The sequence below is a fragment of the Gemmatimonadota bacterium genome (assembly GCA_026705765.1).
Classification (GTDB): Bacteria; Latescibacterota; UBA2968; order UBA2968; family UBA2968; genus VXRD01.
Map to the genome: position 1 here is coordinate 81196 of JAPPAB010000055.1, position 14603 is coordinate 95798.

The window sequence follows — 14603 nt, forward strand, 5'->3', positions numbered from 1 at the left end:
TTACTTATTATTAAAATCTCTAAAAAATGGAGGTGAGGCCAATACGCTGAACAGTTCAGGTTAGTACACTCTGTATCTCGTCAACCTTTAACTGAGAGTAGCATCATCTCGAGATGTAGAAAGGAGAGTTTATGACACGCACGTTGACTTCTTTTCTCGCAAGCGTATTACTGGTACTTGCATCGGGTGATTTATTTGCCCAGCAGAACGGATGGGGTCTCGGTGGATTTGCCAATTACCACGTACCCCTGTCCAACTTGCGGGACCGCTACGACCAGGCGGGGAAATACGGCATAAACGTGAACTATGTGGCCAGCGACCTCGTAACCGTTGAAGTGGAATACCACTATTCCAAATTCGACAACGGGAAACTCGCGTCCAAACCGTTTATATACCCGATTGACGGTCGGGAATACACCAGCCCTAACGCTTCATCGACAATGACGTTTAACAGCGTAGCCGTAAACGCGCTCGTCTTTGTGGGCGAAGAGAATCGGCAACACGGATTTCGGGCAAAAGACTATCGCCATTACATAGCCCTCGGCGGTGGTTTTTTCCGTTATAACGCCGAAAACAGCAACCTGGTGTGGCCGGCTCAAACCAGCGATCCAATCGACTTAAACACCGTAATGGATCCGCAAATCGACAAACGCACCACCATAGCACTCACCACGGGTGCGGGTATGGAAGCATTTGTCACCGATAATATCAGTCTGGATGTACGCGGGCGCTTAAACTTCGTCGTGGGCGAATTGAGACCCATGCTCTTTTACGAACTGGAACGCGCTCGCCCGTTAATGTTCTTCGATATAGGAGCCGGAGTTAAGTTTTATTTCTGGCGTTAACCCATTCACCCTTTAAGGAGGTCGTGCTATGAAGCACAGACTGTTGTTTTTCAGTTTTCTGACTGTTGGTTTCCTGCTTGCCGGAACCGGCGACCTGTGGGCGGGTAGCACGGGTAAGATCAACGGGGTTGTGCGAGATAACAGCGGACAACCACTGCCGGGGGCCAACGTAGTGATCAAAGGCACTCAGCGCGGCGCTGTCACCGATGCCGATGGGTATTACGCAATTATCCAGGCAGACCCGGGACGCGTCACCCTCACCGGATCGCTCGTCGGTTATGAGACCGTCCAGGTTCAGGACGTATTGATCATTGTCGATCAGACCGTCACCGTGAATTTCTCGCTCAAAGAAGCCGCTGTAGAACTCGGCGAACTGGTCGTCGTTGCGGATCGTCCACTCGTGGAACCAGACAAAACCACGAGTAAATACACCGTAACCGTCGAAGAAACCGAACGCCTTTTGAGCATCGTGCGCAACACATCCGAGCTTTTGCAATTGCAGCCCGGCGTGGCAGTAGATGGTAGCAACCGCTTGCGTGGCAGCCGAGTCGGCGGCCCCGGATCCGGTTACAGCGATGTTGTATGGGGCAGCGACGTGGCCTATATGGTCGATGGCATACGGATAAACTACAACGATGGCCGCGGGGCTGGCGGACAGTTCCGAACCGTGAACCGCGGGGCAATCCAGGAATTGTCAGTGCTCACCGGTGTAACACCCGCCGAATTTGGCAATGCACAGGCTGGCGTGGTACAAATCGTGACAAAAGACGGCGGCAATCAGTACAATGGCTGGGGCGAATTTCGCTATGAGCCTGCCGGGAAAAAGCACTGGGGTATGAATGTCTATGACGCCCCCCAACATCAGGACAAAATGCAGTGGGACAATCCCAACTGGCTGACGGAACGGCGTCCCGATCTGGGTTTGGACAACCAGATACTGACAGACTTGGCTGGCGAACCCCTGCATATCCGGGAAGACTACACAGAGGTCAGCGGTTGGGATGCAGAGGCAAATCTCACGGGTCCCATTGGCACCAATGTCTCCTTTGTCGCCACGGCAAAACACGGCCGCCTGGCCAATCGCTATCCGGGATCCAAGCAGACGGGATTTTACAACGATACCAACAGATTTATCCCCACGGGTCCAGATAACCTGACGCTTTCCGGTAGCTTCACCTTTAGACCAAGCCCTAATTTGAAGCTCAAATTGGGCGGACTTTACCAGGGATACGAATACTGGTCAGACGGCGTGGCCGATCCCTATATCCGCACGGCAGATTCACTTCCAGGCGTACACCGGGGTCTCGGCAACGGTGGTCGGGATCTGTTTTTGCCGCCAGATTGGTCGGGGGCTGGAAAGCGCATGGAAAGCGAAGAAATGCAATATCTGGTCGTGACCCATACACTCTCGCCCAAAACATTTTACGAAGTGCGCATCTCGCGCAGCCGCTCATTAACAGATACCAGCGGCGTATATCACGCAACATCGGTCAACAACAGGGGCGAAGCCAACTGGTTTAACACCGGGCGAACCGCCGCCCGCTGGAAAGTGGCCGACCGCAACCGCCTGGGCCTGAAGGTAGATCTGACCTCTCAGGTGACAAAGGGCCACCTGCTCAAGGGCGGTATTGAATTTATGCGTCGGGACATCATGATGATGATCATCGCCAATGCCACCCCTGCGGATCGACACCTGATGTTTGTGGCAGATGAAGGTCGATTTGGAGAGGACGGCGTCAAGCCGTATTCCATCAATGCTTACGTGCAGGACAAGATGGAATTTGAGGGCATGATCGTGAACCTGGGATTGCGCATGGATGCTTTCAATCCCAATGCCCGCAGAATAACGCACGGCAGTGCCCGCGGTTCCGAAATGTTCCGCAGACCCACTCTGGCACGAGATTACGCCTATAACGAAGGATCGATCTGGTCAACACAAGCCCCCTGGCACGTGGTATTTAGCCCCCGCATCGGAATTTCGCATCCCATCACCGAACGGGCGCAGTTCCGGTTCTCGTCGGGTGTTTACCTGCAATGGGCTGACCTGTGGTTCTACTTTGGCGAAGACTTCTGGGTAGCGGGCAAAGCCGAAGACAGAGATGTCAACGGCAACGGCCGCATCGACGACACAGAGCGCTACAACAATCTCGAAACCACTTATAGCGGTCGAAATGGCACGCACCTGTTGCGCCCCGCCAAAACCACCGCATTTGAAGTGGGTGCAGACTGGAACTTTGTCTCGGACTATACCATCGCACTAACGGCTTATTATCGCTCTGAGGTCGAGCAATTCACCCACTATCCCAACGAAACCTGGCAGGGACCGCGCATCAGTCGCATTCGCTATTCCCGCACCCTGGACAACGGTGCTTATGGGGATACGCGGGGCGTGGAACTCGCATTGCGCAAGCGGTTCAGCCACAACTTCTCGTTCAATTTGTCCTACAACTACCAGTGGGCGTCATTTACCACGGGCAAGCGCGGCAACGTGATACGCAACATCTACATGGATGAGGAAGGTGTCAGAAGAGCTGCCGTCAACATCGCCTATACGCATCCCGAATTCGGCGTGCCGGTTCCCGATTTGTGGGTACGATGGGATGCCCACTCCTCGGGCAGTGAAGTGCCCGTAATGATGTCGCAGGAAGATATTGATCTGATAGCTGTCCGGGCCAATAGCCGATACGAGTCCGCTACTGTGAATCAGGCTTATGGCAAGACCCTGGGCACGGGCGAATGGGATGGCCTGCGCCCCCTCGAGGGACCGACCAAAGACCTGGGCGTTTACCTGCTCACCGGCGGTTATACCCAGCTATTCCTGAAACCGCGCGGGGGAGATCGACGGCAATTTGGAACCGCCTCAATGCTGGCATCCTTCCCGGCCGATTACGAACGGGGCGGTGCCATCGTCAGCAAAGTATTGCGCAATATGCGCATCAACCTGGTCACGCGGGTTGAAACGGGAGGCTTGTTCCTCTACAGCCCGCCAGAAGGTGGCGTGCGGCCCTACCGCGAACTGGCTATGGATTCTCGAACAGACCTGGCATTGGAAAGGACCTTTGCTATGACGTCCCGGGTTCAGACCTCGGTCTTCCTGGATATACGCAATCTGTTTAATCAGAAAGACCGGACAAGCCCGACCAACAGGAATGACTACACCTACTACGGGGTTGACGGACCCCGACCGACCGACAGCACCTACCTGCAATACGGCGACGTGCGCGATCGCACTTACGCGCACACACCCAGATTGACCCAGGTAGGCGTGCGATTTAACTGGTAGCGGGTTGTGCGAGTGGGTCTCGTGCCCGCTCGCATACCCTTTCCGAAACCCCTGCCTGCCAGTGAATCCTTGGCAGGCACAGGCAGTCATTAAGGAGGGCGAGGAATAATATGACGCGATTTAAAATTTTTACAGGATGGGTCGCAATATGCGCTGCGATGGGAGCTATTATAGCTACTGATGCCACAGCGCAATTCGACCCGAACATAATCCCTTTCAGGGAAAACACCAGAGCATTGATCTCCAATTCCTGGAACAACATGGGTATCCAGGGAGGCAGCCCCGAAATCAACCGCGGCGGCGACCGAAATGCCTATCCCCACAATGGCGTGGGACCGGGTTCCTTCGGACAGGTGTTGTCGCAATTCACGAGCGGACCAAAATCCCAGGTCTATAACGACTACAAAACCTCGATGGGCGATGGTTTGTGGATTTTGACATCCGACGGACAAATCAGTTTGACCGGGCCGCGGCCTTCGCCGTGGATCAGGGATTTTATTCGTCCATTGCCTTATGATCCCAAAGGGAACCCAGAAGAACACTGGGGCATCCCCAACCCACTGCGCTTATTGGGAGACCCGGCAAATGATCTGGGCACCGTGGGCGGCTGGAGCGGCGGTGGATCAGAACCGACCCTGTCCAATTACTGGCCCGGTGTAACACAGGCAGATTTTGGAAGCTATTACGGGAACGAGTTAGATCCCTCCAAAACCGGCCCCCTGGTCATTGCAAACTACAATCTGAGTGGCTATATCGTCGATCTGTCGCTCCCCGAAGAAACCATCATCACCCGCTGGGTACACATCAAACAGGGTATTCAGGTAACGCGGCGGGTCTATAATTGGAGCCACCCGGACTTTGACGATTTTTATCTGGTGGATTTGACATTCACCAACACGGGTGATTTCGACGGGGATGGACTGGTAGATAATCCCGGTGCCACGCCTACCCAGCACGATATCTATTTTTCGTTTGTAAACTCCTGGGTGTCCGCAGCAATGGGCGTTCTGCAAGCCTTTGGCTGGGATGGTTATGTGACGTCGGCTGGTCGCGGTGTGGATGATATTTATTTTTATTCCGATGCGAGCAACTACACAGGTGCGTTTGCCCCCGGGTATAAAGCCAGCATTTTCCGCGATTCCGACAACCCATTGTCGCCATACGACGACACGGGCGACCCGTATTTCAAACGACTGGGCCATACCGATTCGGATGCAATTGATGCATCCGAAGGCCAACTTCGAGCACCGCAACACATCGTGATGGCGCCCATCGCGTTTACCGATGCCCCCGGACTACATGCCTTTAACAGCCGGGACATGGGCAAATACGTCCAGCCACAGGGCGACCAGCCCTTCTCGGCGCAGTGGTGGCAGGCGCGGTCCAAAGACGACTTTGACGATCCCTATACTGAAAAAGACACCGAGTCCCAGATGTATGGTGCCATGTTAAAAGGGGGAGTCAAAGACAACCCGAATGAGAACAATGTAGATGACCGAAAATTTTACATTTTCTCGCAAGTCTATGGTCCGTACACACTTCAGGCAGGCGAAAGTGCCAAGATCGTGATGGCTTATGTCGCCGGTCACCCGGCTCAGATGAAGAACCAGGATATACTGACCTGGGACCGTTCGGATGCGCCGGTAGAAACAAAGATCCAGGAATTCAAAACCCTGGGCGAACAAGCGGCATTTGAGAATCTGCAACTCGCGCACTTTATTTACGACTCCAATTTCCACCATCCACCGGCACCGACGAACGCGTTTATTTCCGCCGATGACCTGACTTCCAGCGGATTTGCCCGCCAACAGATTTCGTGGGCCGACGACGCCGACCGTGCGGTCAATCCCTACACCGGGCAACAGGACATCGCGGGCTACCGCGTCTATCGCTCCACCTGGTTCGGATGGGGACCCTGGAAATTGCACGACACCGTGTTGAAGGGGCAAAGCGGTTCCAGCCTCAACGGCCAGTGGTCGCTCGCCGGTGGGAAATACACGTATGAAGATCTGGATACCGCCGCCGGGTTTGCATATCACTACTCGGTGCGCCCCTACAACAGTGGATATAGCGCCTGGATGGGCGGTGGAATGGCAATAGGAGATCTGCCCACGGGCAGGGCGCGCGCCAATGCCACAGGTGGGTACGAAAGCGGTTGGGGACCTGCCACTGCGCGCACCTACGACGCCGATGACAGACGGCCCTTCCAGCCGACCACTACCGAAACCGATCAGCTCGACCGAAAGGTGACAGTGGTGCCAAATCCCTATTTTGTGGATGACAAGCATAACTATCCGAGAAGCCGAAATCTGCGCTTTGTGGGGATTCCTCAAAAGTGCAAAATCCACATCTTTTCGGCTTCTGGCGACAGGGTCTATACCCTCTCGCACGATAATCCAGACCGGGGCGAAGCCTCGTTTCGGCAGGTGACGTACAATCTGGCTGGCGAAATCCAGACCGGACTGTACTACTTCGTCGTCGTATCCGAAACCCCGGGCAGCGAAAACAAGATTCAGCGCGGCACCTTTGTGGTGATCAAGTAGCCGAAGGAGGTATTCATTGTGAAACAGAAAAATCTCATACTTACAGCGTTCCTGAGCCTGCTGCTGATCGCCAGTCCCGCTCTGGGGCTTGAATATGAAGGCGTAACCGCGATCGAAGGGGTCAAGAAAGTCAACATCGCAGGCATGCAGTTTTTGAAAATTGGACAGGGTGCGCGTGCCGTGGGGATGGGTGATTCATACACGGCAATTGCCGATGATATCAACGCCATCTTCTGGAACGGCGCCGGGCTAACCCATGTAGAAAGATTCTCTTATCAGGCCAACTACACCAAATGGCTGGCAGGCACAGAACTGTATTCGGCGGCAGCCGTCTTCAATACCCACTCGTCTCGGGGCGAAGTTCTGGGTATCAGCCTGATTACACAGCAGGTTGAACCCATTGAAGAAACCACCATCTTCCAGCCGAGTGGAACGGGTCAATTTGTCGATGTGAACTACATGGCGGTGGGCTTGCTCTACGCCATAAAATTCACAGACAAATTCTCGTTCAGCGCCAAAGCCAACTATGTGCAGGAAAAGCTTTACACGCAAAAAACCAGCACATTTACCATAGATCTGGGCAGTCATTTCTACACCGGGTTCAGAAGCCTGCGCGTGGCTATGTCGTTCAAGAACTTCGGCCCAGATCAGAAAGCCAGGGAAGAGGCATTCTCCTACCTGATGCCCCTGACCTACAACATGGGCCTGGCCGCCGAAGTCTATGGCGAAAAAGGCGATCCGACCTATTTGACGCTGGCAGCCGAGAGCGTATTCCCCGTAGATTTCGAGCAACGCTATCACTTTGGAGCCGAACTCTGGGTCCAGAACATGGTAGCTGTGCGCGCGGGCTATAAGTGGAATTACGACCTCGAATCCTTTGCCTTTGGCGCTGGCGTCAAGCAGACAGTGGGTGGGCGCACCTTCGCCATAGATGTATCCTACTCACTGCTGAAGGATATCGACGGCGTGGCCTTGTTTGACTCGCCGCTGCGCATATCAATAGGCGGCACGTTCTAACGAGCGGCTATCGCAGTTTCTGCGATGACCATAGTTTGTACACTTTTTGGGCGACTGCCGGGGTTGCACCCTGGCAATCGCCCTTTGTATTCTGTGCAAAAAATGCCTGTAAATCAACGCGGGAAAACCTGGTCTCTTGTCGCGGTGGGATTGGCGGCCTTTCTGGTATTCGCAAACAGCCTGGGCAACGGACTGGTCTATGACGACCACTTTCTGATTGAGCGCAACCGCTTGCTGCGCGAAGCCGATGTGTGGGGCATTTTAACCACGCACTACTGGGCCGGATATGAAGGCGAAGCCAACGTCAATGGGCAATACCGCCCCCTCACAGTCCTGTCTTTTATGCTGGATGGCCTGGGCGGGATTTGGCCGTTCCAATTTCACCTGACCAATACAATCCTGCACGTGGTCAACAGCCTCCTCGCCTATCTCCTCTGCTTGAACCTGGGCTTGAAGCGGGGCGCGACCCTCGCCGCATTGCTATTTGCCGTACACCCCATCCATGCCGAAGTCGTCGCCGGCATAACATTTGGGCGCGCAGATCTACTGACAGGCCTGTTTTCTCTATCATCCCTGCTCCTGTACATCCTCTGGCACAACCGGGGCACGGAAAAGTACTACGGATTGGCCCTCGCGGGATTCTTTCTCGCCTTGCTCTCCAAAGAAAGCGCGATAACCGTGCTGGGGCTGATCATCGCCGTCGATCTGACCCTGTCCCGCAATGGAATACGCAATCTCCTGTTACAACGCAGCGCGCGCTGGGCTGGCTTCATCGGGGTTTTTGTCCTCTATCTAATCATTCGAAAAGTCGCTGCGAACCTGGGATTCTCAGCCGAAAATATACTCGCTCTCAACAACCCACTCATAGATCAGCCCCTCGACCACAGACTCCTGACAGCCGCCGGACTCTTTTGGAAATATTGTATTCTCATTTTGTTTCCCATCAAATTATCCGTAGATTACTCTTACAACGCCATACCCGTCATCACCTCTATACTCACACCCGAAGCAATAGCGGGCACAATCCTCGGCATCGCAGGACTATTATTGTGGGCAGGTGCTTTTTACAAGCGCTGGCCCTGCGTATTTTTTGCTCTATCATTATTCTTTATACCCTATTCAGCCGTATCTCAAACGCTCGTATTGATCAACGCCATCTTCCAGGAGAGATTTCTATACATCCCCGTCCTCGGATTATTCGCACTGTGTGGCCTGGGATTCGAACACCTTGAAAAACACCGCAAAACAGTCACCATTGCCCTCGCCGCCCTCATCATCATAGCCTATAGCACCCGAACCATTATCCGAAACGCGGACTGGCGAGACGACTTAACACTTTATCAAAGTGCAGTAACAGCGTATCCCGAAAGCGCGAAAATGCAACACGCCCTGGGCGACGTCCTGTCCGAACGCGGTCGAATATCCGATGCCGAAACAGTGTATCGAAAAGCACTATCCATCCGGGAAAGTGCCCTCACCTATAACAACCTGGGAAATCTCTACGCCGCAACAAACCGTTTTAAGCACGCCACAGACGCGTATCAAAAAGCCGTAGAAATAGAACCGGATTACATCGAAGCCTACATGAACAAAGGACTCGCAGCAATGCAGGCCGGACAAATAATCGACGCGCATTCGGCCTTTGAACGAGCAGCTATACTCGACCCAACCAACGCAGAAATCTTCTACAACCTGGGCGTAATCCGCGAAAAACTGGACCGTCCCGGCCAGGCCACTACCGCTTATGCCCGCGCCATAGCACTGCGCCCAAATTGGGCTGAAGCGTATTTTAACCTGGGAAAAGCCCACCGGGACAACGGCGAAAAAACCGCAGCCATACAGGCGTACACGCGCTTTATAGAGCTCTGGCGAGGGGACCCGCAAGTCGCGCAGCTAGCACGCCGAGAATTGGAAAAACTCAATGAAAAACCCCCTTCCCGATAGCCGTGCCATTCGGAAAGCTTTCGACGAAGCCGCCGAAAACCGGGACCGTTGGCGCAGGCGCAACCGCACCTACCACGAAGAAGTCCAGCGATTTTGCCGTTGTGCGATACCCGAAGGGGCGTCCGTCCTGATCATAGGATGCGGCACCGGCGACCTCCTCGCGGGCTTAAAACCCGGGCGGGGACTTGGCATTGACTTCAGCGAAACCATGATAAAACGCGCGCGCAAAAAATACCCCGACCTCGAATTTCGCGTAGGGCACGCCGAAAATTTGCCCGAAGGAGAGCGATTCGAGTGGATCATCTTATCGGACCTGCTGGGTTTCTTGCCGGACATCCAGCGCGTCTTCAGCGAACTGTGGAAAGTCGTACTACCCGGCTCCCGCGTCCTGATCACGCACTACAATCCCCTGTGGAAACCCCTGCTAAAAACCGCGGAAATATTCCGCTTAAAAATGCCCGAACCCGTGCAAAACTGGTTGACACACCGGGACATTCAGAATTTACTTTATCTATCGGGGTTTGAAGAAATTCGACGGGAAAGCCGTCTGCTCTTACCCCGTCGCGTGCCGCTGCTCGCATGGCTTGCCAATCGCGTTTTGGCAAGAGTACCGGGACTGAGACGCCTGTGTCTCATACAAACACTCGTCGCGCGCCCCGTCTTTCCCGCGCGGGAAGCCTCCTCAGTATCCTGCTCGGTAATAATACCCTGCAAAAACGAGCGCGGCACAGTAGAAACCGCAATAGCGCGCACACCTGTGATGGGCGCGCACACAGAACTAATCTTTGTCGTGGGCAATTCCACAGACGGCACTGTCGAAGAAGTCGAGCGATGCATGAACTTGTATCGTGGAACAGACATCCGCCTGATCCAGCAAACCGGTGTCGGAAAAGGAGACGCCGTACGACAGGGATTTGACGTAGCCAGAGGCGATATATTGATGATCCTGGACGGCGATCTAACCGTCGCGCCAGAGGACTTGCCCAAATTCTTCGACGCCCTGATATCTGGCCGCGCCGAACTCGCCGTGGGATCCCGCCTCGTGTATCCCATGGAACAACAGGCCATGCGATTCCTGAACCTTCTGGGCAACCGATTCTTCGGCTGGGTATTGAGCTGCCTGTTGGGACAACGCATCCTGGATACTCTGTGCGGCACCAAAGTCCTGTTCGCCTCGGACTACAAAAAGATGGCCCGAGCGCGTCGAGACGTATGCGATTTTGACCCCTTTGGCGATTTCGACCTCCTCCTCGGCGCGTCCAAACTGGTCCGCAAAATCGTAGAAGTACCCGTGCGATATCGGGACCGGGTGTACGGAAGCACGCAAATCCACCGCTTTCGGCACGGCTTTTTGCTACTGCGCGTATGCTGGACTGCTTTTCGCAAACTGCATTGAAAAAGCGCGAATAGACGAATAGACGAATGGCAATACACACTGTTTTTGGGAGGATGGGCGGGGTTCGTTGATTCGTTGATTCGTTCAGGAGACATACCGTGTCCACTTCACCAATAGTCAGATACGCATGGCTCATAGCTATCGTACTCTGGAGCACCGCAAACGCTCAGAAGGATCTCATCCTCCACACTGGAGCGACCGGTCAGGTGTGGACCTACTCTCGAGAGATGAGCGGCATCGCACTGACAGAGCTGTGGACCGACGGTGCGGAACGGGAACAGTGTCTCGGTATATTCCCCGGGCGACCAGGTCAACTGGGAATAACAGAAAACGGAACCATCATCTACCAATCCATCCCCCTGGTATTGCCCGCACCTGGCGACATCTTGCATCGGGGACACACCATCTCCCTTGCACCATCCCGATACTGGGAACTGACGTCGCCGGGACGCGATATCCTCATGATAGATGATCCGGACATGGAGTCCATTATCTGGACCACTGAAAAAGCGATAAAAGGCTTAAAACCGGTCGCGTCAGCCATCGGTGAAAACGCCCTGTCCAACCTGACATCGGGCTTTAACGCCGCGCGTCTGGCGCAACTGAGCCTCTCGCGCTGGGAATTCAAACAAGCCGCCGCTTATTACAAACAAGCCGCGCGCCATTTTGAAACACTCGCCAGGCAATCCGCGAAAAACGGCCTATCCGAATCCCCCATGCAGGACTACGTGCAGGCATTTCAAAGTGCCGCGCAAGAAATTCAAAAAAACGGATCGCGCTGGGTTTGCCGCGACCACCTCACCGCAATCTCCAGACTATTAACCGCATACCGCCGCGATCACCGCGGGGAAACGCCCGACCAACTGTCCGCCCTTCAAAAATGGGCTGTTGATCAATCCCGGGCAGATCCCGGGACCATCGCCCGCCTGTTCCGCGCACCTGTAGATCGAGACAAAACCCGGTCTATCAGCTATTTTTACAGACCCAACGCCGCGACAGGTGAAGCCATTGTCATAAGCTATTTCTACCCCGGTCGCCTCGTAGAACTGGTCCGACACACCGAAAACTATCGCGTACAGGACCGCCTCATTGGACAAACACAAATAGATTCCCTTCTAACAATAGGCAAAACCCTCCTATCGCAAAACGACACCCTCGCCGTACCAATACTCACCGCACTCACCCATGTCGCGCCCGATCTGGAACTGGGGCATTGCCTCCTGGGCTATGCCTATTTAGAAATAGAGAATTACGACCGCGCCCGGGACGCCTTTGAGCGCGCCATCGACCTCAACCACCGCCTATCCGAGGCGTACAACGGACTGGGCCTCGTCTTCCAAAACCGGCCCAAAGGCCTCTACAACGCCATCCGCTATTTCAGAAAAGCCCTCCAGTGGCCTCCAGATGAACGGCTATCGCAGCTATACAATATCCACCGCGATGCCCGTTTCAACATGGCGCAGACGCGATATAAACTCAAAGAATACGACACCAAACGCGACCTCGACCACGTCATCACACTGGACCCGACCTATGCGCCGACCTACAAACTGCTGGGCAAATGGTGGGAAGAACAGGAAGAAGACTATGAACAGGCGGCCATGGCCTATGCCCGCTACATAACACTCGCGCCCGAAGACCCGGAAGGCAGAGCGTTGCTCTCAAGAGCCTATTTGCGAAGCAAAAACTTCGACCGCATCGTCCAATTGCTGGAAGACCACATCCGCGAGTACCCCGAAGAAATAACATCCCTGCCCATCCTGGCGCAGGCGTGTCTCGAACTGAAGCGCCCGAACTGGGCACAAACCTATTTCTCCCGCTATGTGGCGCACCTCAATCCGCAACACCGCGCACTATACGAAGACATCCAATTCCTCGCATCCGTCGAAGAACTGGAAGAATACAACAGCCTCGACACAGAAGCGGCGCGTTCGTCATATTTGCGACAATTCTGGGCACTGAAAGATCCAAATTTGATCACCGCGACCAACGAACGCAAACTGGAGCACTACAGGCGGGTGTGGTATGCCCTGACCAATTTCTCAGAGGGAAAAAAGCCCTTTGACCGACGCGGCGAAGTCTATATCCGCTTCGGAGAGCCTGATTATCGGTCGCGGTCCAACATGTTAAACCTGCAACAAAGCCTATCAGTACAGCGGGTAAAAGAGCGCGTAGCACAAACGCTCTTTGGTGGCGAAGCCGCACAACAGACCTACTTTGGTCCGGTATATCCCGTGCGAGGACTTCAAACCCGACTAAGTGGCGCAACCCCAATCAGGATACAACGCGAGGACGCATCCATACAGCAGGCCATCGAACAGTCACAGGAACGGGAGCGACAGGGACTCGAGTCGGGAGACGAAGAACAGCGCACCGTGCGTTCGGCACAGGCAACAGGCGATGACCAGACCGGAGAGGACATCAGCACTTACGAACGGCTGGCGAATACAGTCGTCAACGCCGGGAACATGGGAAGTGAATTTTTCGATCTCCAGCCGGATTTCAACGCGGTCTCTGTTCCGGAAGACGCCTCTATGGTGCGGTGGGAGACCTGGATCTACACCGATGTGAACGGCGGCATCGAAATAACCTTCACCGACGAAGCCATGACCGGCAGTTTCGACTATGCGCCCGCGCCTCTGGATCCCAACATCCCCATCCGCACACTGGCCCTGCTAAACCGGTACAATCCCCGCAGAGTCACCGAATTTGCCGCTCGGGTAACACCGGATTATTACGCAACCCCGGAAAACACCCGCCCCCTGGAATTCTATTACGACCTCGCGGATTTTCAGAGCCTCCAAAATGACGTAAGCGCGCTGGAAGTCTATACCGGAATCCCGCAGACACTGGGGCGGTACTTCGCCGAACACAATACCACCGAGATGGTCGTAGAGCGAACTGTATCCCTCTTAAACGAACAGACCGGCGATGTGTATCGACGCACAGGCGATGTGCGATATCGCAATGAAGGCGATCAAACCGGCATACAGGGCGCGTTTATCCCCGACGTCGTACGCCTGGACGCCCCGCCGGGATATTACAAGCTGGAAGTACATCTCCTGGATCGCCTATCCGGGCGGCAGGGGCGGTATCGCCAGATTATCGAATTGGAAAAATATCAGACCCGCTCCATGAAAGTGAGCGATTTGGAACTCGCCTGGCGCGTCGCAGAAGGCGGTCCTCAGGACAAATTCCGCAAAGGCGAGTTGCACGTCGTCCCCATGCCCACGCGAACCTACCCGAAAGGACAGAGCATCTTTGTCTATTACGAAATCTACAACCTGAAACGCAATGAATTCGGTCAGACCAGATACCAGGTAGAATACACAATCGCACCAAAAGGCAAAGGCGTGGGTGGTGCTGTATCTCGCCTGGTGAGAACGCTCGGCGGCAAACGAGAAAAAGTATTACTGGGATATGAACAGGTCGGAGCAATGGACCTGGAAACCGTCTATACAGAACTGGAATTGGGCGACCGCGAACCGGGACGCTACGCGCTGGAAGTCGTAATAACCGATTTGAACAGCGAACAAACCGCCTCTAAAAATGCCCTTTTTGTCGTAGCACAGTGA

7 protein-coding genes are annotated in these 14603 nt (G+C 54.4%); all 7 read left to right on the forward strand.

Annotated elements, in window-relative coordinates; genetic code table 11:
- Positions 1-131: 131 nt before the first annotated feature.
- The 7 genes from OXH16_07465 (at position 132) to OXH16_07495 (ending at position 14603) form a co-directional block, all read left to right on the forward strand.
- Positions 132-845 carry an outer membrane beta-barrel protein gene (locus OXH16_07465; protein MCY3681219.1) on the forward strand — a complete coding sequence of 238 codons (714 nt, stop codon included), beginning with the start codon at positions 132-134 and terminating at the stop codon, positions 843-845.
- 28 nt (positions 846-873) lie between these two features.
- Positions 874-4128, forward strand: a complete 3255-nt coding sequence (locus OXH16_07470; GenBank protein ID MCY3681220.1) for a TonB-dependent receptor — start codon at positions 874-876, stop codon at positions 4126-4128.
- A 110-nt stretch (positions 4129-4238) separates the two neighbouring features.
- Positions 4239-6671: a hypothetical protein gene (locus OXH16_07475; GenBank protein ID MCY3681221.1), complete on the forward strand. Its 2433-nt coding sequence runs from the start codon at positions 4239-4241 to the stop codon at positions 6669-6671.
- Positions 6672-6689: 18 nt separating this feature from the next.
- Positions 6690-7688, forward strand: a complete 999-nt coding sequence (locus OXH16_07480) for a PorV/PorQ family protein (protein MCY3681222.1) — start codon at positions 6690-6692, stop codon at positions 7686-7688.
- A 102-nt stretch (positions 7689-7790) separates the two neighbouring features.
- Entirely contained in the window at positions 7791-9632 is a 1842-nt protein-coding gene (locus OXH16_07485) for a tetratricopeptide repeat protein (GenBank protein MCY3681223.1), read from the forward strand.
- Positions 9610-11028 (forward strand): glycosyltransferase, encoded by a 1419-nt coding sequence (locus tag OXH16_07490; GenBank protein ID MCY3681224.1) that lies wholly within the window; start codon positions 9610-9612, stop codon positions 11026-11028. Before OXH16_07485 ends, OXH16_07490 begins: the two co-directional genes overlap by 23 nt.
- Positions 11029-11126: 98 nt before the next feature.
- A complete protein-coding gene (locus OXH16_07495) occupies positions 11127-14603 on the forward strand; it encodes a GWxTD domain-containing protein (GenBank protein MCY3681225.1) in 3477 nt (1158 codons plus the stop codon).

Excerpts from the sequence above, each read along its gene's own strand:
- OXH16_07465 (MCY3681219.1), top strand. The coding sequence starts at position 132 with ATGACACGCACGTTGACTTCTTTTCTCGCAAGCGTATTACTGGTACTT.
- OXH16_07470 (MCY3681220.1), top strand. The coding sequence starts at position 874 with ATGAAGCACAGACTGTTGTTTTTCAGTTTTCTGACTGTTGGTTTCCTG.
- OXH16_07475 (MCY3681221.1), top strand. The coding sequence starts at position 4,239 with ATGACGCGATTTAAAATTTTTACAGGATGGGTCGCAATATGCGCTGCG.
- OXH16_07485 (MCY3681223.1), top strand. The coding sequence starts at position 7,791 with ATGCCTGTAAATCAACGCGGGAAAACCTGGTCTCTTGTCGCGGTGGGA.
- OXH16_07490 (MCY3681224.1), top strand. The coding sequence starts at position 9,610 with ATGAAAAACCCCCTTCCCGATAGCCGTGCCATTCGGAAAGCTTTCGAC.